General features: G+C 69.5%; 25 protein-coding genes. 15 read left to right on the forward strand and 10 right to left on the reverse strand.

All coding sequences use genetic code 11. From position 1 onward, the window contains the following. The first annotated feature begins 26 nt into the window (after positions 1 to 26). The 6 genes from KHB019_RS09175 (at position 27) to KHB019_RS09200 (ending at position 4,723) form a co-directional block, all read left to right on the forward strand. A complete protein-coding gene (locus tag KHB019_RS09175; RefSeq protein ID WP_337458760.1) occupies positions 27 to 716 on the forward strand; it encodes a TetR family transcriptional regulator in 690 nt (229 codons plus the stop codon). Then, positions 713 to 1,735 (forward strand): ABC transporter ATP-binding protein, encoded by a 1,023-nt coding sequence (locus tag KHB019_RS09180; RefSeq protein WP_337458761.1) that lies wholly within the window; start codon positions 713 to 715, stop codon positions 1,733 to 1,735. Before KHB019_RS09175 ends, KHB019_RS09180 begins: the two co-directional genes overlap by 4 nt. Then, entirely contained in the window at positions 1,728 to 2,525 is a 798-nt protein-coding gene (locus tag KHB019_RS09185; RefSeq protein ID WP_337458762.1) for an ABC transporter permease subunit, read from the forward strand. Before KHB019_RS09180 ends, KHB019_RS09185 begins: the two co-directional genes overlap by 8 nt. A 193-nt stretch (positions 2,526 to 2,718) precedes the next feature. After that, positions 2,719 to 3,126, forward strand: a complete 408-nt coding sequence (locus KHB019_RS09190; protein ID WP_230101907.1) for a GntR family transcriptional regulator — start codon at positions 2,719 to 2,721, stop codon at positions 3,124 to 3,126. Continuing rightward, a complete protein-coding gene (locus KHB019_RS09195) occupies positions 3,123 to 4,037 on the forward strand; it encodes an ABC transporter ATP-binding protein (RefSeq protein ID WP_230101908.1) in 915 nt (304 codons plus the stop codon). The genes KHB019_RS09190 and KHB019_RS09195 overlap by 4 nt, the downstream gene beginning before the upstream one ends. Continuing rightward, positions 4,037 to 4,723 carry a hypothetical protein gene (locus tag KHB019_RS09200; RefSeq protein WP_325471097.1) on the forward strand — a complete coding sequence of 229 codons (687 nt, stop codon included), beginning with the start codon at positions 4,037 to 4,039 and terminating at the stop codon, positions 4,721 to 4,723. Before KHB019_RS09195 ends, KHB019_RS09200 begins: the two co-directional genes overlap by 1 nt. Positions 4,724 to 4,869: 146 nt before the next feature. Here the strand turns inward: KHB019_RS09200 and KHB019_RS09205 are convergent, their stop codons facing one another. Beyond that, on the reverse strand, positions 4,870 to 5,460 hold the full coding sequence (locus KHB019_RS09205) for an ArsR/SmtB family transcription factor (protein WP_337458763.1): 591 nt from the start codon (positions 5,458 to 5,460) through the stop codon (positions 4,870 to 4,872). A gap of 75 nt (positions 5,461 to 5,535) precedes the next feature. Here KHB019_RS09205 and KHB019_RS09210 point away from each other — a divergent pair, with 75 nt between their 5' ends. Together KHB019_RS09210 and KHB019_RS09215 are read left to right on the forward strand one after the other, a co-directional pair. Next, positions 5,536 to 6,948 carry an MFS transporter gene (locus KHB019_RS09210; RefSeq protein ID WP_337458764.1) on the forward strand — a complete coding sequence of 471 codons (1,413 nt, stop codon included), beginning with the start codon at positions 5,536 to 5,538 and terminating at the stop codon, positions 6,946 to 6,948. 53 nt (positions 6,949 to 7,001) lie between these two features. After that, a complete protein-coding gene (locus KHB019_RS09215) occupies positions 7,002 to 7,463 on the forward strand; it encodes a GyrI-like domain-containing protein (RefSeq protein ID WP_230104230.1) in 462 nt (153 codons plus the stop codon). Between the two features lie 25 nt (positions 7,464 to 7,488). On the opposite strand, the gene KHB019_RS09220 is transcribed toward KHB019_RS09215, so the two are convergent. Next, positions 7,489 to 7,707 carry an SCO4848 family membrane protein gene (locus KHB019_RS09220; RefSeq protein ID WP_230104231.1) on the reverse strand — a complete coding sequence of 73 codons (219 nt, stop codon included), beginning with the start codon at positions 7,705 to 7,707 and terminating at the stop codon, positions 7,489 to 7,491. Between the two features lie 54 nt (positions 7,708 to 7,761). Continuing rightward, positions 7,762 to 8,706: an ROK family protein gene (locus tag KHB019_RS09225; RefSeq protein ID WP_230104232.1), complete on the reverse strand. Its 945-nt coding sequence runs from the start codon at positions 8,704 to 8,706 to the stop codon at positions 7,762 to 7,764. A 129-nt stretch (positions 8,707 to 8,835) separates the two neighbouring features. Between KHB019_RS09225 and KHB019_RS09230 the strand changes: the two genes are divergently transcribed. From KHB019_RS09230 to KHB019_RS09250, 5 genes are all read left to right on the forward strand, one after another. Beyond that, positions 8,836 to 9,429, forward strand: coding sequence for a short chain dehydrogenase (locus KHB019_RS09230; RefSeq protein WP_325471099.1), 594 nt, complete (start codon positions 8,836 to 8,838; stop codon positions 9,427 to 9,429). A gap of 77 nt (positions 9,430 to 9,506) precedes the next feature. Then, the gene (locus tag KHB019_RS09235; RefSeq protein ID WP_230104234.1) at positions 9,507 to 10,115 is read left to right on the forward strand and encodes an RNA polymerase sigma factor; all 609 of its coding nucleotides are present in this window, start codon (positions 9,507 to 9,509) and stop codon (positions 10,113 to 10,115) included. Then, entirely contained in the window at positions 10,108 to 10,566 is a 459-nt protein-coding gene (locus KHB019_RS09240) for a hypothetical protein (protein WP_230104235.1), read from the forward strand. The genes KHB019_RS09235 and KHB019_RS09240 overlap by 8 nt, the downstream gene beginning before the upstream one ends. A 31-nt stretch (positions 10,567 to 10,597) precedes the next feature. After that, entirely contained in the window at positions 10,598 to 12,178 is a 1,581-nt protein-coding gene (locus KHB019_RS09245; protein ID WP_325471100.1) for a S8 family peptidase, read from the forward strand. A gap of 143 nt (positions 12,179 to 12,321) precedes the next feature. After that, on the forward strand, positions 12,322 to 14,805 hold the full coding sequence (locus tag KHB019_RS09250) for a CHAT domain-containing protein (protein ID WP_337458765.1): 2,484 nt from the start codon (positions 12,322 to 12,324) through the stop codon (positions 14,803 to 14,805). Between the two features lie 226 nt (positions 14,806 to 15,031). Here KHB019_RS09250 and KHB019_RS09255 read toward each other — a convergent pair whose 3' ends face one another. Beyond that, a complete protein-coding gene (locus KHB019_RS09255) occupies positions 15,032 to 15,331 on the reverse strand; it encodes a chorismate mutase (protein ID WP_230104238.1) in 300 nt (99 codons plus the stop codon). Between the two features lie 80 nt (positions 15,332 to 15,411). Between KHB019_RS09255 and KHB019_RS09260 the strand changes: the two genes are divergently transcribed. Next, positions 15,412 to 16,683: an AI-2E family transporter gene (locus KHB019_RS09260; protein ID WP_230104239.1), complete on the forward strand. Its 1,272-nt coding sequence runs from the start codon at positions 15,412 to 15,414 to the stop codon at positions 16,681 to 16,683. Positions 16,684 to 16,776: 93 nt separating this feature from the next. Here KHB019_RS09260 and KHB019_RS09265 read toward each other — a convergent pair whose 3' ends face one another. From KHB019_RS09265 to KHB019_RS09285, 5 genes are all read right to left on the reverse strand, one after another. Further along, positions 16,777 to 17,697, reverse strand: coding sequence for an ABC transporter substrate-binding protein (locus KHB019_RS09265; protein ID WP_230104240.1), 921 nt, complete (start codon positions 17,695 to 17,697; stop codon positions 16,777 to 16,779). A gap of 22 nt (positions 17,698 to 17,719) precedes the next feature. Next, positions 17,720 to 18,460: an ABC transporter permease gene (locus tag KHB019_RS09270; protein ID WP_230104258.1), complete on the reverse strand. Its 741-nt coding sequence runs from the start codon at positions 18,458 to 18,460 to the stop codon at positions 17,720 to 17,722. Continuing rightward, positions 18,457 to 19,140 (reverse strand): ABC transporter permease, encoded by a 684-nt coding sequence (locus KHB019_RS09275; protein WP_337458766.1) that lies wholly within the window; start codon positions 19,138 to 19,140, stop codon positions 18,457 to 18,459. Before KHB019_RS09275 ends, KHB019_RS09270 begins: the two co-directional genes overlap by 4 nt. Continuing rightward, a complete protein-coding gene (locus KHB019_RS09280) occupies positions 19,137 to 19,976 on the reverse strand; it encodes an ABC transporter ATP-binding protein (protein WP_337458767.1) in 840 nt (279 codons plus the stop codon). The genes KHB019_RS09275 and KHB019_RS09280 overlap by 4 nt, the downstream gene beginning before the upstream one ends. Before the next feature lie 148 nt (positions 19,977 to 20,124). Then, positions 20,125 to 21,540, reverse strand: a complete 1,416-nt coding sequence (locus KHB019_RS09285; RefSeq protein WP_230104243.1) for a dihydrolipoyl dehydrogenase family protein — start codon at positions 21,538 to 21,540, stop codon at positions 20,125 to 20,127. 145 nt (positions 21,541 to 21,685) lie between these two features. Between KHB019_RS09285 and soxR the strand changes: the two genes are divergently transcribed. Then, positions 21,686 to 22,159 (forward strand): redox-sensitive transcriptional activator SoxR, encoded by a 474-nt coding sequence (gene soxR / locus KHB019_RS09290; RefSeq protein ID WP_230104245.1) that lies wholly within the window; start codon positions 21,686 to 21,688, stop codon positions 22,157 to 22,159. 112 nt (positions 22,160 to 22,271) lie between these two features. Here soxR and KHB019_RS09295 read toward each other — a convergent pair whose 3' ends face one another. Then, positions 22,272 to 23,513, reverse strand: a complete 1,242-nt coding sequence (locus KHB019_RS09295; RefSeq protein ID WP_337458768.1) for a lactonase family protein — start codon at positions 23,511 to 23,513, stop codon at positions 22,272 to 22,274. Positions 23,514 to 23,544 lie beyond the last annotated feature (31 nt).

A 23,544-nucleotide genomic window follows, 5' to 3' on the forward strand; every position in this document is an offset into this window, starting at 1 on the left:
CTGAACAGGTGTTTAGTCTGCTGTACATGCGTTCAGCATCCGATGATCTCACCGCCCGCGCCCGCATCCGGGATGCCGCGATCGCCGCGTTCGCGCGCAGCGGCTTCGACGCCGTGAGCATGCGCGCGATCGCCGCGGATGCCGACGTGAGCCCGGCCTTGATCGTGCACCACTTCGGCGACAAGGCGGCCCTGCGGACGGTCTGCGACGACTACGTCGTGAGCGTCTTCACCGACGAGAACCACGACCTCGTGGGCGGACCGACCGCCGATCGCATGCGCGCGGCGCTGAACGACCTCGACCGCTACGCCCCGTACATCGACTACCTCGCACGGATGCTCACCGACGACTCCCCGGCCGCGAACCATCTCTTCGACACCATGCTCGCAGCGACCGGCGACGTGCTCGAGGCTCAGCGCTCCGCCGGACTGCTCAAGCCGATGAGCGATCCGGCGATGACGACCTTGCTGGTCACCCTGCTCGGGCTCGGACACGTCGTGATGCGCGGCCAGATCGCCCGCGCGCTCGGCGAGGACCAGCTCAGCCCCGCAGGGCTCCTGCGCGCGACGCTTCCGACCATGGAGCTGCTCACGCACGGCATCTATGCGACCGACGCGTTCCTCGAGGGGACGCGCGCGGCAGTCGGCGCGGATGCCGAGCCGCGCCCGACCGAGACCGACCACTCCGAGACCGATGACTCCGAGGAGGAGCGATGACCGACACGATCGAAGTCAGCGCGCTGCACAAGCGGTACGGGCACAACGTCGCCCTGCACGAGCTCGATCTGCGCGTGCGACCGGGCACGGTGTTCGGCCTGATCGGCCCGAACGGCGCCGGCAAGACCACGACGCTCCGCACCCTGCTCGACATCATCCGGCCCTCGTCCGGCACCGTTCGGGTGCTCGGCGAGGACCCGCGCCGCGGTGGACCGGCGCTGCGGCGGAGGATCGGCTACGTCCCCGGCGAACTGCACCTCGAGGGGCGCGCCAGCGGGCATCGGCTGCTCGCGTTCTACGCCGAGGTGTCCGGACGCACCGGGTCATCGGCATCCGTTCTCGACACGGCACGCGACCTCGCCGATCGACTCGGCGTCGACCTGAATCGCCCGGTGCGGACGCTCTCGAAGGGCAACAAGCAGAAGGTCGGCCTGATCCAGGCCTTCATGCATCGGCCGGAGCTGCTGATCCTCGACGAGCCGACCAGCGGCCTCGACCCGCTCATGCAGCGGGAGTTCCTGGCGATGGTGCGCGAGGCCCGCGACGCCGGGCAGACCGTGCTGCTGAGCTCGCACGTGCTCAGCGAGATCCAGCAGACCGCCGATGAGGTCGCCGTGCTCGCTGCCGGGCGGATCGTCGCCGACGGAGACGTCGCCTCGCTGCGCCTGGGCTCGGTGCGCCGCATACGCGTGCGCATCGGGGGAGCGGATGCCGCCGCTGCGCACGCCGCATTCGAGCGCATCCCCGGAATAGCGGGTGTGGATGCCTCGTCCGCTGCCGATGCGTCGGGCGGCGTCCAGGTCGCCGCGACGATCGAGGGCGCGATCGATCCGTTCGTGAAGGCGCTCGCGCAGTACGAGGTGCAGGACCTGACCGTCGAGGAACCGGATCTCGAGGAGTCGGTGCTGCGGCTGTACGGGAATCCTTCGCCCGCGTCGGCGACGGCGCCCACGTCGGCCCCCACGCGACGACCGCGACGATCGCGCGGCCGCGACGGACGGGAGGGCGATCGTGGGTAGCATCCTGCCGGTGTTCCGGCGCAGCCTGAGCGAGTCGTGGCGCAGCCTGCTCGGCTGGACAATCGGCATCGCCGGAGTCCTGTTCCTTTACCTGCCGCTGTATCCGAGCATCGGGGCGAGCGACCAGATGAAGCAACTCATCGATTCGCTGCCCGAACAGCTCGTCGACACGCTCGGCTACAACCAGATCACCAGCGGCGCCGGCTACACCGAGGCGACGTTCTACGGGCTGATGGGCTTCCTGCTTCTGACGATCGCCGCGGTGATGTGGGGTTCGTCGCTCGCCGCCGCCGAGGAGAGCGGGCGCGCCGAACTCGACCTCGCGCACGGCATCGGACGCAGCCAGTACGCACTCGAGACCGCGCTGTCAGTGCTCGTGCGGCTGCTCTGGCTCGGCGCCTTCGCCGGACTCGTGATCTGGGCGATGAACGGCCCGGCCGAGCTCGAGCTCGAACCCGTGCGGATCATCGGCGCAAGCGCGGCTCTCACCGGGCTCGCGTTCCTCACCGCCGCAGCGGCGCTGCTCGCGGGAGCCGCGACAGGACGCCGAGCCTGGGCCACGGGCATCGGTGCGGGCATCGCTGTGCTCGGGTACATCCTGCACGCGCTCGCGAAGCAGTCGAGCGACCTCGAGTGGCTGAACGCCGTGTCACCGTACTCGTGGGTGTTCGGGCAGTCACCGCTCGCCGAGGGCGTCGACCTGGGCGGACTCGCGCTCACCTGGGGCGTCGGCCTGGTGCTCGCTGCGGCATCTGCCCTCGCGTTGCGCGGCCGCGACCTGCGCGGCTGACGCCCGGCTGCTGCCCACCGCGCGGGCACAGCTTCGGACGTGACCGCAGACACGCCGCCGCTGGGCGGCGCAGCCCGGCGTGGCGCGCCGCGGATCCGAAGTCGTGCACAAAGAGCAGCGGCAGGGGTTGACACTTCCAAGGTTAAGTGGTTAGTTGGTCGAGTAAGTAACCAACTGACCATCCGGAGGCATCGTGATCGAAGAAGGCAAGGCACTCTTCATCCAGATCGCCGAGCAGATCGAGGACCAGATCCTCGACGGCTCGCTGGAGGAGGAGTCCAAGGCGCCCTCCACCAACGAGCTCGCCGCCTTCTACCGCATCAACCCCGCCACCGCCGCGAAGGGAGTCGCGATGCTCACCGAAAAGGGCGTGCTGTACAAGCAGCGCGGAATCGGCATGTTCGTCGCCACCGGTGCCCGGCAGACGCTGCTCACCGAGCGGCGCTCCGCCTTCGCCGACCGCTACATCGACCCACTCCTCACCGAGGCCCGCACGCTCGGGCTCGGCACCGACGACCTCACTGCCCTGCTGCGCGAACGCGCGACGGCTGCGGCATCCATCACCGCGTCATCCGCAGAATCTGAAGGGAAGCCCGCATGACCGCCGTCATCGAGGTGCAGAACCTCACCAAGCACTACAAAGACACCAACGCGCTCGACAACGTCACGCTCAGCATCGAGGGCGGCGCGATCTACGGACTGCTCGGCCGCAACGGCGCCGGCAAGACCACGCTCATGTCGATCCTCACGGCCCAGAACTTCGCGACCTCCGGCGACGTGCGCGTCTTCGGTGAGCACCCGTACGAGAACTCCCGGGTGCTCAGCCGGATGTGCTTCGTCCGCGAGAGCCAGAAGTATCCGGATGACGCGACTCCGCGCCACGCATTCAAAGCCGCGAGCCTGTTCTTCACGAACTGGGATCAGGCGCTCGCCGATCGCCTGATCGACGACTTCCAGCTGCCGATGAAGCAGACGATCAAGAAGCTCTCCCGCGGGCAGCTCTCGGCCGTCGGCGTCATCATCGGCCTCGCCTCGCGCGCCGAGCTCACGTTCTTCGACGAGCCGTACCTGGGCCTGGATGCCGTCGCCAGACAGATCTTCTACGACCGGCTGATCGAGGACTACGCGGAGCATCCGCGCACGATCATCCTCTCGTCGCACCTGATCGACGAAGTCTCGAACCTCATCGAACGCGTGATCGTGATCGACAACGGCAAGATCCTCGTGAACGAGGAGACGGATGCCATGCGCGACCGAGCCGTCACCGTCGTGGGCGATGCGGCGAAGGTCGACGCCTGGGCCTCTGGCCGGGAGGTCCTCCACCGCGAGGAGCTCGGGCGGGTGGCATCCATCACCGTTCTCGGTCACCTCTCAGCCGACGAGCGGGCAGGGGTCGCGGCATCCGGTCTCGATCTCGCGCCGGTGTCGCTGCAGCAGCTCATCGTCCGTCTCACGCAGAAGGCCAGCGCGGACAGCGCGGCGCCAACGCACGAAAGCCAGGAGGTCCGCTGATGTCCCGCACGCTCAACGTCGTCCGTCTGCAACTGATCAACAAGCAGACCTTCATCTGGGTGCCGCTGATCGTCCTCTGCGCAGCGGTGCTGATGTCGGTCCTCATCTACGCGATGATCCCCGGCAATGAGCCGAAGTACGGCGGCGGCGGGCAGGCCCCGCTCTGGGTGTTCTTCGCCGTCGGGCTGTCGGCGATGACCCTGACCTTCCCGTTCTCGCAGGCCATGAGCATCACCCGACGGGAGTTCTTCGTCGGCACCATGATCACCGCGATCCTCGGCAGCGTCTTCATGGGGGTGCTTTTCCTCATCGGCGGCGCCATCGAGATGCTCACCGACGGCTACGGCATCAACGGCTACGTCTTCCACCTGCCGTGGCTGTGGGAGGCCGGTCCGCTCGGGGCCTTCATCGTCTACTTCACGCTCGCATTGTTCTTCTTCGTCGTAGGCTTCACCGGCGCGACGATCTACAAGAGCTGGGGACCGGTCGTCGTCACCGTCGTGGGCATCGGGCTCGCGCTCGTGCTGATCGGACTGGTGTTCCTCGTGACGCGGCTCGAGATCTGGGATCAGGTCTGGCAGAGCGTCGGCGACCTCGGCGCTCTCGGCCTCGCACTGTGGGGACTGGTCGTCGTCGCCGTGCTTTCGCTGGTGTCGTTCCTGGCGTTCCGCCGGGCGAAGCCGTAGGGCTCGCTCTTCATCGCCCCGAGCCCCGAGCCCCCGAGCCGCCGAGACCCCGTCTTGCTACCGAGACCCCGTCGTGCTGACGAAAGCACGACGGGGTCTCGGCACGAAGACGGGGCCTCGGCGAAAGGAAAGGACAGGAGGCGAACTCAGATCGTGTCGTCGGCGCCGATGATGTCGAGGTTCCAGAACCGGGAGTCCGGATCATCGGGGTCGTGGCCGTCCGTGACCTCGGTGATCACGTCGTTGATGCGCCGCTCGATCTCGCGGAACTCGGCCTCGGTGACTCGCAGGTTCCGCTGCGAGAAGGTGCCGTGCTGTGCGGCATCCCGCCCGGACACGTAATCCGCCGACCACGCCAGCACGCGCCGGACCATCGCGATATGGTCCTCGACGAGCGCGGTCATCAGTGCGTTCCCGAGTCCTTCGTCTTCGACCGGATGCTCCGGGGAGCCGATGTTCCACGCCCCGTCCACACCCTTCCAGACTCGATCGCGTCGATCACGGGCGTGCTGCGGGTCCTCTTCGATGAGTCCGGCATCCGCGAGGACGCGCAGGTGGAAGCTCACGCTGTTGGCCGGAACATCCAGATCGACTGCGAGATCAGCGGCTCTGGCGTGACCACGTGCGGCGACGGCCTTCGCGATCCGCCGCCGGAGCGGGTGCGCATAGGCCTTCAGCATCGCCGAAGAGGCGTGCCGCTCATCCGGATGCACGGGCTTGCGTGTCTCGTCCGCCATGGCCCGATTCTACTCACAACAGAAGTTGCGCAATTCCTATTGCGCAACTCTTCTTGCGGAATTACCATCGTCGACATGACCACTGCGACCGCGCCGCACAGCCTGATCCGCAACGGGCGCTATGCCGCCTGGCTGGTCAGCGACACCGCCAAAGGGCTCGCGAGCGCGCTGTTCGGATTCGCGATCCCGCTCATCGCCCTGTTCGTCACGAACGAGCCCGCTCAGGGCGGCGCGATCAGCGCGGTCGGCATGGGCATCCGCATGGTCACGACGGTGTTCGGCGGCGTGCTCGCCGACCGTCATCGCCGCATCGTCATGATGGTGATGGGCTCGGTCGTCGGCGTCGTGCTGTCAGCGGCCTTCACCGTTCTCGCGCTCACGGACGCACTCACGTTCGCGACGCTGCTGATCATGGAGATCCTGCTCGCCGCGCGCACCGGGCTCTTCGACATCGCCGGCGAGAGCGCGTTGAAGGAGATCGTGCCCGACGACGCGATGGGGCGCGCGCAGGCCGCTAACCAGGGTCGGGATGCCGTGCTGCAGCTCGCCGGCGGACCACTCGGCGGCGTGCTGCTCGCCGCAGGCGCGTGGCTGATCGGCGCCGCGATGGCGGTGTGCCACCTGATCGCCGCCGTCACCGCCTGGATGCTGCAGCGGTCGGTCGCGGCATCCGCCCCCATACCCGCTCCGGCTCCTTCTTCCACCCCGGAAAACGGAGACGACCCGGCGCGTCGCCCGCGCGTCGCCGCCGACACGCCGGATGGTCCGGGTTTTCCCACCGAGAACGGCGAACCGGATGCCGCGGACACGGGTCTCCTCGCCGCCGCTGTCGCCGTCGGGAAGCCCAACGCGATGCGCGAGATCACCGAGGGGTTCCGCTGGCTGTTCTCCCGCCCGGACCTGCGCGGTGTCCTCTTCGTCGCAACGATCATCAACCTGGGCTTCAGCGTCGCGATGACGACGGTGATCTACGCGCTGCAGCAGCAGGGGCACTCGCCGGTGACGATCGGGTTCTTCGCCACCGGCGCCGGAGTCGCCATGCTCCTCGGCGCACTGCTCGCACCGACCATCGTCTCCCGCGTGCGCTCCGGCACCGTGATCATCGGCGGACTGGCCGTGTCGGCGGTCGGGGTCTTCGGACTCATCCCCGTGCACGAGCCGCTGCCCCTCACCCTCGTGCTCGCCGGCATCGTGTTCTTCATCCCCTCCGTCAACGCGGCGCTGATGGGCTACTTCATGGTCGCGACCCCCACCGAGATGCTCGGCCGGGCGAACAGTGCCTCCGCCGTGCTCGGAATGGGCGCCATTCCGCTCGCACCGCTCGTCGCCGGCATCGGCCTGTCGCTGATCGGGCGCGACGCGACCCTGGTCGTCGGCGCGGTGCTCTGCACGATCTCGGTGCTGCTCGCCATCTCCACAGCCGCGCTGCGGGCACTGCCTGCCAAGTCCGGCTGGGCCGCGCACTCCGCGCAGTTCGCCATCCGCTGACGCGCAGGGCCGCGGGGCGGTACTGTGACTGCAGCTCACCGAAGGAGATACCGATGTCCGAGACCCAGTTCGTCGAGAAGCCCCTGCCCGCAGTCCGCCTGGCGGCGGTCCGCAGGGTCGTGGCGTCGCAGCCCGAAGTGGGCGCCGTCGTCGGGCCTGCGTTCGACGCGGTCGCCGACGTCATCGGCGGTGAGCCCGGCGCGCTCGACACCCCGATAGCGGAGTACGAGGCTCTCGCGGACGGCGGTTACTCGATCGTCGCCGGATTCGCATACGACGGCCCGGAGCGCGAAGGCATCGAGATCGTCGAGCTGCCTGCCGTGGATGCCGCGGTCTGCGCGACCCACCTCGGATCGATGTCAGGCATCGCGGAGAGCTGGCACGCGCTCAGCACCGCGGTCGCCGACCGGGGTCTCACGGCGTCCGCGACCTGCCGCGAGCACTATCTGCAGTCGGCATCCGACGATCAGTCCGACTGGGTGACCGAACTGCAGCAGCCCGTCACCCGACGCTGAGCGCGGACGGCCGGCGGACGAACCCCTACAGCGCCCCGACGAGGGCGGCGATGCCGGCGATGACCGAGACCAGCGCGAGAACCAGCGCGACGCCGATCAGCACCGCGTGCACCTTGAGGAACGCCGTGGCCTTTCCGGCGGCATCCCGTGCCCGCGGATCCCGCGCGACCCGCTTGTAGAACTGCGGCCACACGATGATGTTGAAAGCGGCGTTGACGAACAGGAGCACGGCGAGAGCGATCACCCCTCCAGCGTAGGCGCGGCTCTCAGAGTAGGCGCGGCGGCCGCCCGTCGCCCGTCAGGTCAGCTCGCGGGCGCGGAGCGCTGCGCCGAGCAGCCCGGCGTCCCCGCCCAGCTGCGCCGGCACGAGCTGCGGCAGCCGGTGGAAGCTGAGCCGCGCCGCCAGTCGCGTGCGCAGCTCGTCGAACAGCACGTCTCCGGCGCGAGAGAGGCCGCCGCCGATGACGATCGCCTCCGGAGCGAGGATCGACGCCAACTGCGCGAGCGCGAGGGCGAGCGCGTCGAGAGCGTCATCCCAGATCCGCGCCGCCACCGGATCGCCGGCCAGCGCGCGCGCGATGACCGCACGGGCTCCATCGGGAGCCGTCCCGGTCTCGGCGGCGTAGCGGCGGGCGATGGCTCCGGCGGATGCGACGGTCTCGAGGCATCCGTAGGCACCGCACGCGCAGAGCATCGCGTTTCCGCGCGGCGGGACGTCCGCGATCGGAGCGTGTCCGATCTCACCCGCGTACCCGCCTGCGGTGTACGGCTGACCGCCGATGAGAACGGCCCCGGCGATCCCGGTGCCGATGATGAGCACGACGACGTCATCATGGGCCCGAGCCCCGCCGAGCTCGTGCTCGGCCCAACTCGCAGAGCGCACATCGTGATCCAGGGCTATCGGCAGCTGCAGCCGTTCGGCGGCGAGCGCGCGCAGCGGGGCATCCCGCCAACCCAGATTGCTCGCGAAGACGACGAGCCCGGCATCCGCGTCGACGATCCCGGGGACGACGAAGCCTCCCGCCTCGGGCACGACGTGCGGATGCTGCGCGCGCAGCTCGTCCGACAACCGGGCGAGTTCCTCGATCACGGCGCCGGCGGGGTCGGCGCCCAACGGCGGAGTGGGCGTGCGACGCAGTCCGAGCGCAGTCCCGTCCGCATCGAAGAGCGCCGACTTGATGTCGGTGCCGCCGACGTCGAAGGCGAGCACGGGTGCTCCCGGTCCGATCCCCCGCTCTGTCATCGGTACAGGATTCCGTTCTGGTGATGTTTGTTCATACACTTCACAAATCAGCGTACTGTGCCGAGGCCCTGAGCAGTAGGCCGCGAGCGCGAAGAGGGCGACACAGAATCGCGCAATAGGATCGACCCCATGCGCATTCTGGTCATCGGAGCATCCGGGCACATCGGCAGCGTCGTCACCACGACACTCGAATCGCACGGCCACGACGTGCTCGCCGCGTCGCGCAGCGGCGACTGGACCGTCGACATCACCGACCCGACCTCGGTGCGCGACCTGTTCGAGAAAGTCGGCGAAGTGGATGCCGTGGTCGTGGCATCCGGATCCGTGCCGTTCGCCCACCTCACCCAACTGAAGCGCGACGACTACCTCACCGCCTTCACGTCGAAGGCCCTCTCGCAGATCGAGGTCGTCACGGTCGCCCTGGATCACGTGCGCGATGGCGGCTCCATCACGATCACGAGCGGCGTGCTGGCGCGCGAGCCGATCGCCACAGGAGCGGCGGCAGCGGTCGCGAACGGCGCCCTCGAGTCGTTTGTCGTCACGGCCGCTGCCGAGGCTCCGCGGGGCATCCGCATCAACGCCGTCTCCCCGAACGTGCTGGAGAACTCGCCGAATCACCACGCGTTGTTCGCCGGTCAGCGTCCGGTGACGGATGCCGAGGTCGGCCGCGCGTACGTGCTCGCCGTCGAAGGGCTCGTGCGAGGACGCGTCATCACCCTCTGATCCTTCCGCCGAACCCGGCGGTCATGTATCAGAAATCCCTTGCCGTGCTCCTATCAAGTGTGAGCACAATGATCTTCATGACCGACGCTTCCCGCGGGGGCGCCGTCAGCGATGGCCCGGCGCGGTGGGAACGCGCCGCCGATCTCTTCGCCGACTGGCGCGCCGGAGATGTGCGCGCCATCGACGACCTCGTTCGGCTGATGACGCCGGTGCTCTGGCATGTCGTCCGGGCCTACGGCCTGGAGCGCACGCTCGCAGAGGACGTTGTGCAGTCCACCTGGCTCGCGCTCGTACGAGGGCACGAGAAGATCGCCGACTTCCGCGCCATCTCCGGCTGGCTCACGATGACCGCTCGGCGGGAGGCCTGGAAGGTCTCCAAGAGCAGCAGGCGATCGGATGCCACGGCCGAGGAACTGCTCGAGCCGCTGCTTCCTGCGCAGGAGTCGGCAGAGGCGCTGGCCACGACATCCGACGAGTCGCGGCGCCTGTGGGCGGCGGTGCGCACGCTCGATGAGAGGTGCCGACGGCTGCTGCGCGTCATCGCGTTCGACGACCGTCCGGACTACGCACGGCTCGCGGCGGAACTCGACATGCCGGTAGGCAGCATCGGACCGACCCGCCGCCGCTGTCTGGTGAAACTGCGCGCACAGCTCGGAACCCCGCCCGAAGGAGACAGCGATGGCTGACAGCGACGCAGAGCTCCTCGCCCGATTGCGCGTCGCCGCCGAACTGGCCGACCCGCCGCCGCCCGACCTCGCCGACCGGGCGATCGCCGCGATCGCGATGGCCGACATCTCGCACGAGTACGCCGTGCTCACCTTGATCGAGAACGTCGAGACGCCGGTGCGCAGCGGCGAGCGCGGCGACGGGGAGACCACCACGCTGCAGTTCAGCGACGGCTCAGCGAGCATCCTCCTTCACGTCAGCCACAGCGAACGCGACCGACGCCGCGTGGACGGGTGGGTGGATGCCGGGGCGATCGTGGTGCAGCTCACACAGGGCGAGCGTACCTGGACGGCGACTCCCGATGATCAGGGCCGCTTCGTCTTCGATGACGTGGCACCGGGGCTGACCCGCGTACGCCTCGTCGTAGGCGGCGATCAGAAAGACCTGCTCACACCGCACTTCGAGGTGTGAGGACTGAAGCGTCGAGCCGAGAGGGAGAGCGATGGCGCAGCCCGAGAAGTGGAGTTGGCAGGACCGGGCGGAGGGGTCGATCCCGCGCGGAACGGCGCTGGATCCGACTGTGGAGCCGGTGGACGGCATCCGCGCGTTCCCGACCGCGTACCTGCCCGATCGGATGCTGATCTCCGAGCGGTTGGACGGGGAGAACGGCGCATACGACCGCGACCTGCGTGCGCTGACCCAGGCCGCCGGTTCGTTCGGCTGGCAGCTGACGGTCGAGAAGGAGGACGTCGTCCGCGCCGGGCGCGGGGCTGGGATGCTGCCGGGGATCCCCGGGGTGCGCCGCGCCGTCCTGACCACGCCGGACATCCCCCGCGAGGGCGAGTCGCCGGTGCCGCCGGACGCCTGGCGCGTGCTGCAGCGAGCGCGGCGAATCGTCGGTGGGCCGATGCCGAGGGCGAGTCTCGAGCACGTGCTGGCCATCGACCCGGTCGGGCTGAACCCGTTCACCCGCACAAACCCGTTCACGCGGACGAACCCGTTCACCCGCACCAACCCCGTTCGCGGTGAGGGTGCTGTCGGCAGCGACGACTACCTCGAGCCGGGTCGCGGAGGACGCCAGCCGATCGCGTGGATCGGGGCGGCGCCGACGCGCAATGAGGAGCTCGCGGACAAGCAGCGCCGGGTCGTGGTGGCCGTCCTCGACACCGGCTGCGGCGAGCACACCTGGCTGCCGGGCTCCATCGTGACGCGAGGGATCGAGCTGGACGGCATCCCGATCGGCCTCACCGGCGACGACGACCCCGAGCTCTACCCCGACCTGTACGGCCAGCTCGACGGCGCGATCGACGCGGTCGCCGGCCACGGCACGTTCATCGCCGGGCTGATCCGTCAGACGGCTCCGGATGCCGACATCCTGTCGATCCGCGTCGCCGGGTCTCTCGGCGTGGTGGACGAGAGCACGTTCCTCGAGGCCGTCGCCGGCATCGTGGAGCTGCAGCGCCGCTTCGTCGAGGGCGAGGACGGCGGGCATCCGATCGACGTGCTGAACCTCTCGCTCGGGTACTACCACGAGACGCCCTTGGACGGGCAGTTCTCGCTCGTGCTGCACGAGATGCTGCAGACCGCCAGGGCGCTGGGGACGGTCGTGGTCTGCTCGGCGGGGAACGACGCGATCGATCGCCCATCGTTCCCGGCATCGCTGTGGGCGTGGCCGGGGACGGACAACGGGCTGAAGCCCGACGGGCACCTGCCGCTGCTCTCGGTCGGCGCGCTCAACCCGTCGCAGCGGTCGCTCGCCCTGTTCTCGAACGTCGGGCCCTGGGTGCGCACGTATGCGCCGGGGGCGATGGTGGTGTCGACGACGCCTGCGTTCACTGGGGGGACGCAGGCGGCGACGCGCGCGGACTTCGACGGGTTCGAGCGGCAGACCGTGGATCCGGACGACTACCGCGGTGGTTTCGTGGCGTGGAGCGGCACGTCGTTCGCCGCTCCGTACGTGGCCGGCAAGGTGGCAGCGCTGCTGGGTACGCTGCCACCGGATGCCGGTTCACCTGTCGCCGCCGTCAAGAAGGCCGTGGAGGAGGTGCTGGCGGCGCTGCCACCGGACGCTCCACTGACCTGACGGCACGGATGCATGACGTTCTGCACGGATGCCGGGAGACACGCCGCTCGATCGTCCTGCATCCGTGCGATCTCCCTGCACCTGTTCCCGCCTCGGGCCGCCGCGGACTTCCGTGCGAGCGGCGGACACGGCATCCTGAACCAATGGGGAACTCCGCGCGCGAGCTGTACGAACGCGGGCTCGCGGCGTCCAATGCGCAGCGCTACTCCGAGGCGCGACGCCTGCTCGCCCGCGCCGAGACCGCGGTCGGCGACGCCGCGGTCGACGACCCGGACCTTCGCGCGCGCATCGCCGGCACCCTCGCCTACGTGCTCGCCCAGACCGGCGAGCCGGCACGCGCCGAAGCGCTGTGCCGCGACGCTCTCGAGCAGGACGGCGTCAGCGTCGAGACACGCGCGATCCTGGCGGGCCAGCTCGGCGTGCTCTTCACCCGAGCCGGGCGCCTCGACGAGGCAGAGACCATGCTCTCCCGCGCGATCGACGGGCTGGAGGGCACGGCGCAGGCGAACTGCCTCTTGAATCGGTCGCTCGTCCACATGCACCGCCGCGCCTTCGACGCTTCCACTGCCGACCTCGAGCGCGCCGTGGAGATCTACGAGAACGCCGGCGCTGCGGATGCCGCCGCCGAGGCCAGGCACAACCTCGGCTACACCGCCCTCCTGCGAGGCGACCTCGTCTCGGCTCTCGACCTCATGGCGCAGTCGCGTCCGGTGATCGCAGCATCCTCTCCCGTCGGCGCGGCGATGAGCGATCTCGACCGCGCCGAAGTGCTGCGTGACGCCGGGCTCGTCGACGAGGCCGAACGCCTGCTCGAGAGCGTCGCGACCACATTCGGCGCGGCTCGCATGCGGCACGCTCGCGCCGAGGCCGAGTATCAACTCGCCCGGTCGCTGCTGCGGCACGACCCGAAGCGGGCACGACGGGTGGCGAAGACCGCCGCCCGACGATTCCGCGCTCTCGGCGCCGAGAGCTGGGCGGCACGCAGCGACGCGATCCGGCTGGACGCCGAGCTGGCCGCCGGTGCCACACCGCCGGCGGCGGAGTTCGCCGCCACTGCCGGCGATCTGAAGCGCGCCGGTTTCCCGAACGAGGCGACGGCCGTGCACCTGAGCGATGCGCTGGCGGCCGTCCGCCGCGGCGACCCGGTACGCGCCATCCGGCTGCCTGCCGACGCCGCGACCCCGCTGCGCCTCCGCGCCGCCGAGGTCCGTGCCGTTCGCGCGCGCTCGCGCTCCCGGCACACGGAGTCCCGCCGTCACGCCGCGGAGGGCCTGGACGTACTCTCCGACTGGCAGCGCTCGTTCGGCGCGCTCGACCTTCAGGCATCCCTTGCGATGCACGGAACCAGTCTCGTGTTCGCCGGTCTGGCCGCCGCAGGTCGGAGCGGTGATCCGGAGGTCCTCTTCGACTGGGCGGAGCGCGCGCGACACCTCAGCCAGCAGGTCGCCCCTGTTCGCCCTCCGCACGACAGCGAGCACGCCGCCGACCTCGGCGAACTGCGGATGCTGCGTGCCGACCTCACGGGCCAGGAGTGGGCGACGCATCCGCGTGTCAGACAGCTGCGCGACCGCGTCCGCGAGCACCAGTGGACGGCGACCGGCGCCGGTGACACCCGGCCGCGCATCGCCCTGACGGCCCTGCAGGGTGAGCTCGGACGAGAACGCCGCGACGGCGCCCAGCCGGAGTTCGGCGAGGATGCCGGCACTGCCGCCCTCTCGTTCGTGTTCACCGGCGACGCCATGTCGTGCGTGGCCACCACGGCCGCTGACAGCACGATCGTCACGCTCGACCGTCCCGCGATCGCAGCCGCGGCAGACGGCCTCCGTGCCGACCTCGACGTGTCGGCGTCGATCCGCAGCGGACCGATGGCCGCGATCGTCGCGCGCGCCTTGGCCGAGCGGATGCAGCGCCTCGATGACCTGCTGCTCGGGCCCATCCGTGCGATCATCGGCGACCGCCGCGTCGTCCTCACCACCCCTGGCATCCTCGCCGGCATCCCCTGGGCGATGCTGCCGACGATGGCCGGGCGCCCGTTCACCGTGGCGACGTCGATGTCGCGGTGGGCGCAGGAGCGCCACGCCCCTCGCGCGCTGCGGACGGCAGGTTTCGCCGCCGGCCCTCGTGTGCTTCGCGGAGTCGACGAGGTGCGCACCGCGGCATCCGTCTGGAGAGAGGCGACCGTGCTGACGGGCGATGACGCGCGCGTGGATGCCGTGACCGCGCTCGCGGCGGACGTCGATGTGCTGCACATCGCGGCCCACGGTCGGCACGCCGCCGACAACCCGCTGTTCGCCGGTTTCGAGCTCGCCGACGGCTCCCTGTTCGGCTACGACGTCGACCTCATCCCCCGCGTTCCAGACACGGTCGTGCTGTCGGCGTGCGAGCTCGGCCGGTCATCGGTGCGCTGGGGCGAAGAGGCGCTGGGGATGACACGGGTCTGGCTGCACGCCGGAACCCGCAGCGTGATCGCCGCCCCCGCTCTCGTCCCGGACGATGTCGCCGGCGAACTGCTCGGCGCTCTGCACACCGGTCTCAGTGCCGGCCGATCGCCGTCAGCGGCGCTGGCCGCGGCATCCGTTCAGACCGGAGTGCACACGCCGTTCCAGTGCCACGGAACCGGCTTCTGAACTTTTTCCGTGCCGGATGTATCAGAACGGAACCCGTGCGCTCTTGATCATCGGAAGGTGTCACGCCGATGCCCCGACCCGGGGCATGAGGGAGGCGCGGTCGCGATGGGGATGCGTAGGGGTACGCAGCGGCAGACACCGACTACTCAGGAGGGCGTCGCGGATGCATCCACGGCGCCCTCCGTCATGCCCGGCGGGGTGTCACGGTCCGGCGCGATGCAGCGCCTCAGCGCCCTTCAGCGGCCTCGGTGTGGTGGCGGATGACCTCGGCGACGACGAAGTTGAACCACTTCTCGGCGAACTCGGGGTCGAGGTGCGCGGTCTCGGCAAGCGCTCGCAATCGCGCGACCTGCTGTTCCTCGCGGGCGGGATCGGACGGCGGCATCGCGTGCTCGGCCTTCAGTACGCCCACCTGCTGCGTCGCCCGGAATCGCTCGGCGAGCATGTAGATCAGGGCGGCATCGATGTTGTCGATCGTGCCGCGCAGGCGCAGCAGTTCTGCGCGGGCGTCCTCGGCGTCGGTCATGGCTCTCCCTGTTCGTCAGCGGTGAGGCTGTTCGTCGGCGCTTAAGACGATATCGCGCGGCCGCACTCTAGAGTTGGCGCATGAGCTCCGACCTGCCCGCGGCACCCGACGATTCGCCCACCCCGGACGGCGCGCCGGTGCCTCCTGAGGCGAAGAACGCCGAGGCGACCGCAGCGCCGACCTCGCGAGCGGATGCCGCCTCGAAGACCGCGACGAAGGCCAAGAAGGCCAAGCGTCCTGAGCCGGAGGACCCGCCCCTCACCCCCAAACCCGTCGTCGAGCCGCAGCCGTCGTCGCGGTCGTTCTGGACGCGGATCGATAAGCCCTTCGTCTTCGGCTTCCTGGTCACGCTCGGGGGGCTGGCCGCCATCCTGCTCGGGCTGGCACTGTCGAACCTGTCGACGGTCATCATCTACATCGCCCTCGCGCTGTTCGCAGCGCTCGGCCTCGACCCTGCCGTCCGATTCCTCGAGCGTCGCGGACTCGGCCGAGGGTGGAGTGTGCTCGTCGTGCTCATCGCCCTGATCGCCGTGCTCGCACTCATCCTCTGGCTCATCATCCCGGTGGTCGTCGAGCAGATCACGCTGTTCGTGAAGAGCGTGCCTGGCCTCATCAGCGACTTCACGAGCAGCGACATCTACCGCACGCTGGAAGCCCAGTTCGGCGACCAGTTCGAGGATCTCGTCGGCGACGTGCAGGGGTTCCTCTCCGACCCGGGCAACATCGCGGTCATCGGCGGCGGAGCCCTCCAGGTCGGAGCATCCATCGCGAACGCCATCTCAGGCGTCGTGATCGTGCTCGTGCTCGTCATCTACTTCGTCGCGACCCTGCCCGGCATCAAGCAGGCCATGCTGCGCCTGGTCCCGGCTCGCGACCGCGCCAACACCGAGATCATCACCGACCAGATCACGGACTCCGTCGGCGGGTACGTCATGGGAATGGTGACGCTGGCGTTCATCAACGCCCTCGTCGTGCTGCTGCTCTACACGGTGATGGGGCTGCCCTTCCCGCTGCTGCTGGCCGTGGTGGCGTTCCTGATCACGCTGATCCCGCTGGTCGGATCGCTGATCTTCTGGGTGATCGGCACCGGCATCGCCCTGTTCGCCGATCCGATCCTCGCGCTCGTGTTCGCCGTCATCTACCTGATCTACATGCAGCTGGAGTCGTACTTCCTCACCCCGCGCGTGATGAACCGGGCGATCTCGATCCCCGGCTCGCTCGTGGTCATCGGCGCTCTCGTCGGAGGCACCCTGCTCGGCCTGCTCGGAGCCCTCGTCGCCGTGCCGGTCACGGCATCCATCCTGATCATCATCAAGAAGGTCTGGATCCCTCGCCAGGACTCCCGGGTCTGAACCCGGAGGTCAGGGCTGCACGGTTCAGGTCGCGATCTCTGCCGGTAAGCGGCGGCCAGAACGGCAAGAATCGCGACCTGAATCGGAGTGCTGTCAGATCAGGCCCTTGTCGGTGAGCCATTCCTCGGCGATGTCCTCCGGCGACATCTGGTCGACCGTGCTCTGCACACCGAGCGCGACGAGGTCGTCGACGCTCAGCTCGGCGCTGACGCCGTTGATGACATCGGCGATCTCGTCGGCGACGTCGCTCGAGGCGATCGGCACGACGTTCGACGCGAGGATCAGGCTCTCGGGGTCTTCGAGCGCGACGATGTCCTCGGTCTGGAACCGGGGGTCGGCCGAGTAGATGTCGGCAACCTGGATCTCGTCGGCCAGCAGCGCGTCGAACGTGGTGTCGCCCGTAGCCGAGAACGCGAGGTCGAGGCCGTAGACGCTCTTCGCGCCGGCGGGTCCGTACGGACGCTGCTCGAGCTCGGGAGCACCGCCGAGGGTCACCGTTCCGTCGACCTTCGAGAGGTCGGCGATCGAGGTGAGGCCGTTCGCGTCGGCGAACGCCTTGGTCACCGTGTAGGTGTCCTGGTCGCTGGCCTCGGCGTAGTCGAGCGCCGTGAGGCCGTCGGGAAGCGCGTCCTGCAGAGCCGCGTAGACGTCGTCCGAGCTGGTCGCATCGGAGCTGTCGTCGTAGTACTGGAGCAGGTTTCCGGTGTACTCGGGGAACAGATCGATCGCCCCGGACTCGACATCGGGCATGTACGCGTCGCGCTGCCCGATGTTGAACTGGCGGTCGACCGTGAAGCCCGCGCCCTCCAACGCCTGAGCGTAGATCTCGGCGACGATCTCGTTGGAGTAGTAGGCCTGCGATCCGACGACGATCGTGTCGGACGCGCCGTCACCGGAGGAATCGTCGGAGGGAGCGTCGAGCGGATTGCTGCTCGCGCAGCCGGCGAGGACGAGCGCCGCTGACAGGGCGACTCCCGTCGCGAGAGCGAGGCGTGACTTGCGTGCGTTGAACATGATGTTCCTCTCTGGTGGGGAGTCAGGCTGATGCTGTGGAGGCTGTGGTTGATGCCGCGCGACGAGCAGCCCGCGGTGACGGTGTGCCTGGTTTCGCGACCCGGATGCCGGTGGGAACGGCCATGCGCTGCGCGAGGGCGAGCAGCAGGTCGGCGATGAGGGCGATCACGGCGACGAGGATGGCACCGCCGAGCACCTGGTCGAAGCGGCGCAGCGGGATCCCCTGGATGATCGGCCAGCCGAGGCCGCCGAGGTTCACGTACGCGGCGATCGTCACGGTGGCGATGACCTGCAGGGTCGCCGAGCGGAGACCGCCGACGAGCAATGGGAGCCCGAGCGGCACCTCGACCTTCCAGAACACCTGCCACTGCGTCATTCCGGTGGCGCGGGCGGCGTCGATGACGTGCCGGTCGATCGCCTCGAGCCCGGTGTACGCGCCGGCGAGGAGCGAGGGGATAGCGAGCAGCACGAACGTGATGGTCGCAGCCTCGGGCACGCGCAGCACCCCCATCAGCAGCACGAGCAGCACCATGAGGCCGAACGACGGCACGGCGCGGGCTGCACCGGAGATGGCGACGGCGATCTCGCGGCCTCGCCCGGTGTGGCCGATGGCCCAGCCGGCCGGCACCGCGATGACCGCGGCGATCAGCACGGAGATGACCGTGTAGAACAGGTGCTGGCCGAGCAGCACTGGGAGCGCGTACTGACCCTCCAGCCGTTCCGGTGAGAACAGCCAGGCGAAGGCATCCGCGAACAGATTCATGCGGCGGCCCTCATCGGCACGATGCGACGGCATGCGGTCGCCGCGGATGCGGTTCGCGTCCACGGCATGATGGCGCGGCCGGCCAGCATGAGCAGCAGGTCGATGACGAGCGCGATCACGACGACCGCGAGAACGCCCGCGGAGACCTCCGGGATGATGCGACGCTGCAGACCGTTCGTGAACAGGTAGCCGAGGTTCTCGACGCCGACGAGGATGCCGACCGTCGCCAGGGAGATCGTGCTGACCGCCGCCACGCGGAGCCCGGCGAGGATCACAGGGCCGGCAAGCGGAAGATCGACCGTCCAGAACCGGCGCGCACCGCCGTAGCCGACGGCCGTCGCGGCCTGCCGGACGTCGGGGTCGACAGAGTCGAGGCCGTCGGCGACGGATCGCACGAGGATCGCGACGGCGTAGATCGTGAGACCGACGATGAGATTCTCGGGGCTGCGGGCCTGATATCCGACGACGGAGGGCAGGAGGATCAGCAGGGCCAGCGAGGGAATCGTGTACAGCAGCCCGGTGAGGACGACGATCGGGCCGCGCACGAGGCGATAGCGCCACGCGACCCAGCCGAGCGGCAGCGACAGGACGAACCCGCAGACGATCGCGATCGCGCTCTGACCCAGATGAGTGAGGGCGAGACCGAAGATAAGGTCGAGGTTGTCGGAGACCCAGGTCATGGAGTCCTCGGGGCGGCATCCGTGTCGTCGAGGAGCGAACCCTGCGTCCGGCCCTCGGAATCGACCACGACACGACCGCGGGGGGTCTGCTTGATCCGCAGCGCGCGGTGGCCGCGCTCAGCGCCGATGAAGGCCGAGACGAAGTCGTCTGCGGGGTTCTCGATGATCTCGCTCGGGCTGCCCACCTGCACGACGCGCGCGCCCTTGTCGAGGATGACGACCTGGTCGCCGAGCAGGAAGGCCTCGTCGATGTCGTGGGTCACGAAGACGACGGTCTTGTCGAGGTCGCGCTGCAGGCGGATGAGCTCCTGCTGCAGATCGGCGCGGACGATCGGATCGACGGCGCCGAACGGCTCATCCATCAGCAGGATGTTCGGGTCGGCCGCGAGTCCTCGGGCCACACCCACGCGCTGCTGCTGCCCGCCGGAGAGCTGGCTCGGGTACCGGTCGGCGAGCGCCCGGTCGAGCCCGACGGTGTCGAGCAGCTCACGCGCCCGCTCGTGCGCCTGCTTCTTGGGAGTGCCGTTCAACCGCAGCACGGTCGAGACGTTGTCGATGACCGAGAAGTGCGGCATGAGGCCGGAGTTCTGCATGACGTAGCCGATGCTGCGCCGCAGAGCCACGGGGTTCTTGCCGAGCACGCTCTCGCCGTCGATCTCGACGTCGCCGCTCGTCGGCTCGACCATGCGGTTGATCATTCGCAGCAGCGTCGTCTTGCCGCATCCGGATGACCCGACGAACACCGTCGTCTTCCGTGACGGCAGCACGAGGCTGAAGTCCTCGACGGCGAGCGTGCCATCGGGGAATCTCTTGGATACCGAGCGGAACTCGATCAAAGCGCGAGCACAGCCTTCATGATGATGCCTCCTCGGAGTCGGTTTCGAGCGTAGGGGATGCCGCAGACATCTGGGGCAGATTCGCCGGGGGTTGACAGCGCAGGGGCCGACACGGACTGTTCGGAGCACCCCGCCGATCGGATGGGCCTCAGGCGCTCTGCCGGCCGTACGCCTCGAGCAGCCGCAACCAGATCTCGTTCATGGTCGGGTAGGCGGGAACGGCGTGCCACAGGCGGGAGATGGGCACCTCGCCGACGACCGCGAACGTGGCGGCCTGCAGCATCTCCGACACGTCGGCCCCGACGAACGTGACCCCGAGGATGACATCCCGATCGGTGTCGACGACCATCCGCGCGGTGCCCGTGTAGCCGTCAGCGTGCAGGCTGGCGCCGGCGGTGGAGCCGAGTTCGGCATCGACCACGCGGGTGGTGTGCCCGGCATCCTGCGCAGCCGCGGCGGTGAGTCCGACGGAGGCGACCTCGGGGTCGGAGAACACCACCTGCGGCACGGCGGCAGCGTCGGCACTGGCGACGTGGCGTCCCCAGGTCGCGTCGTCGATCTCGTCGCCGTTCGCGCGCGCCGCGATGACGTCGCCCGCCGCACGGGCCTGGTACTTGCCCTGATGCGTGAGCAGAACGCGGCCGTTGACGTCGCCGACCGCGTACAGCCAGTCGTGCCCCTGAACGCGGAGAGTGTCGTCGGTGCGGATGTACTCGCCTGGTTCGAGCCCGATGGTCTCGAGTCCGATGTCGTCCGAGCGCGGCTGGCGGCCTGTGGCGGCGAGCACCTCCGCGGCACGGATCTCGGTGCCGTCGTCGAGCGTGATCGTGACCCCGTCGTCATCGCGGTCGACGCGAGCCGTTCCGGTGTTCGTGCGGACGTCGACGCCGTCGGCGCGCAGCCCCTTCTCGACGAGCTCGCCGGCGAACGGCTCCATCTTCGCGAGCAGGCCGCCGCGGGAGATCACGGTGACCTTCGCGCCGAGCGACGCGTAGGCGGTGGCCATCTCGACCGCGACGACGCCGCCGCCGATGATGGCGAGGGATGCCGGCACCTCCTGAGCGCTCGTCGCCTCACGGCTCGTCCAGGGTGCCGCTTCGGCGAGACCGGGGATCGGCGCGATCGCGGCATCAGATCCGGTGGAGACCGCGACCGCGTGACGAGCGCGCAGCACGCGCTCCGTGCCGTCGTCATCGGTGACGGTGACCTCGCGCTCCCCGCTGATGCGACCCTGACCACGGGCGAGGTCGATGCCTGCGGACTGCAGCCACTTCACCTGTCCGTCGTCGGACCAGTCGCTCGTGAAGGAGTTGCGTCGGGCGAGGACCTCGGTGGGATCGAGTTCGCCCCCGATGACGCCCTGCACGTGCTGAGCGGCGCGCAGCGCCTGGCCCGAGCGCAGCAGCGCCTTCGAGGGCATGCACGCCCAGTACGAGCATTCGCCGCCGACCAGTTCGCTCTCGATGACGATCACGCTCAGGCCGCCCTGAACGGCGCGGTCGGCGACGTTCTCGCCGACGGGACCTGCTCCGATCACGATGAGGTCGTACTCGTCTGTCGACATGGCGTTGCCTTCTTCCGGTCAGCGTGCGGGGCCAGTCTTCCCGAAGTGCAACCGTGTGTCACGGGGATTGTTCCCGACGTGTCCGCGGGGCGAGGATCGCCGCAGCGGCTGCAAGCAGCCCGGCCAGCGCGAGGAAGAAGAGATCATGCCACAGCTGGACGGCGACAAGAGCCGCCGCATCACGATCGGCGAACTCTCCAGGCGCAGCGGGGTCGCGGCATCCGCTCTGCATTTCTACGAACGCAACGGCCTGATCGAGTCCGAGCGCACAGACGGCAACCAGCGCCGGTACCGCCGCGACGCGCTGCGTCGCGTGGCGTTCATCCGCGTGTCGCAGCGCGTCGGCATCCCCCTCAAGGACATCCGCTCGGCGCTCGATTCACTGCCAGAGGGACGAACGCCGAACAAGCGCGACTGGGCTCGCCTGTCGCAGCGGTGGCGCGATGAGCTGGACGCGCGAATCCGCCAGCTCGAGCACCTGCGCGGCGACCTGGACGGATGCATCGGTTGCGGATGCCTCAGCCTGAACTCCTGCGCGCTGCAGAACCCGGCTGATGTGCTCGGCAGGGAAGGATCGGGTCCGATCCGCTGGCTCGCGAAGGCCGAACCGCCCGCATAACTCCGGAGAGACTGCCCGGATCGGTGCGTGGGCGGCCGAGATCATGCCGATCTGCCGAAACCCTCCGGAGTTGTGCGGGGTGGGAAGAGCCCGCGCCTCGGTGCGGACGGGCTCAGCGGGCGAGGAGGATGCTGCTGGGCGCGGGGGCCGCGGTGCGGTGACGGATGCCGCGGGGCGCCCCGGTTCGCTCGTCGAGGTCGAGGATGCTGATCTCGTCCGACCGCTGTCCGGCGACGAGCAGCGCACCGTCGTGCACGAGGTGGTGCCGCGGCCAGTCGACGCCGGACTCGGCGAGCGCGAGCTGCTCGACCACATCGCCGGCGCCGCGAACGCGCAGCGCCGCGATCGTGTTGCTGCCGCGGACGCCGGCGTACAGCGTCTCGCCGTTCCGCGAGCGGGACAGCTCGGACGGGTAGTCGATTCCGGCTTGAGCGGCAGGGCTGACCGCCGTCGCCGCGACGAGGGCCCATCGGCCGTCAGGTCCGGCAGCGAGGGTGAAGACCTCGCACGAGTACTCGGTGACCACATGGAGGTGCCCGCTGGGGTGCACGACCATGTGCCTAGGGCCGACGCCGTGCGGCAGCACGATCTGGTGATCGGACACCAGCCCGGCAGAGGTCGGCCGCCAGACACGCACGAGATCGAACCCGATGTCGGTCGTGGCGATGCGTCCGTCCGGCAGGAACGCCGCGGCGTGCGCGTGCGAGGTGCGCTCCGGCGCGTCGACGGTGGATGCCGGAGCGAGAGCGGCGGCGATCATCGCAGCGGCCGGTGAAACAGGGTCCGGGGCGCCCGGCGTCAGCCCCAGCTCCTCATCGAACAGCAGCAGCCCGGAGCGCGGGGGCTCGGATGCCGCGGGCGAAAGCGATGCGAGCACGTCGTTGAGGTCGGGGCCCTGCGCCGCTGGCGCCCCTTGTGCCGCCGGGACAGGGTTCGTGCCGTACGGGTCGGTCGCAGCATCCGCCACCGCCGTCTCGCCCAGCAGCCCGGAGGCGTCGATCCCGACGCGCACGACGCGGCCGTCGCCGTAGCAGCTCACCACGAGGTACCGGCCGTGCGGCGCGACGGCGAGGTGGCACACGCCGGTGCCGACTTCGACGGGCGCGCCGAATCGGGCGAGCGACCGCTCCCCGGTTCGGGCGAACGCCTGCACGGTGCCCGAGCCCTCGAGCGCGGCATAGACGATATCGAGTGCGGGGTGCGAGGCGAGCCACGACGGCGACGCCGCGGCGGCCACCGCACCACGGTACGCAAGACTGATCGGCTCGCGTCCTTCGTCGCCTTCGAGCAGGCCGATCCCCGCGGCATCCCCGTCCATGTCGGGGCCATAGCCGCCGATCCAGAAGCGAGTCATGTCGTCACCCTCTCGTCCGAATGCGCCGGCA

The sequence above is a fragment of the Microbacterium sp. KHB019 genome, from assembly GCF_037285405.1.
GTDB lineage: Bacteria > Actinomycetota > Actinomycetes > Actinomycetales > Microbacteriaceae > Microbacterium.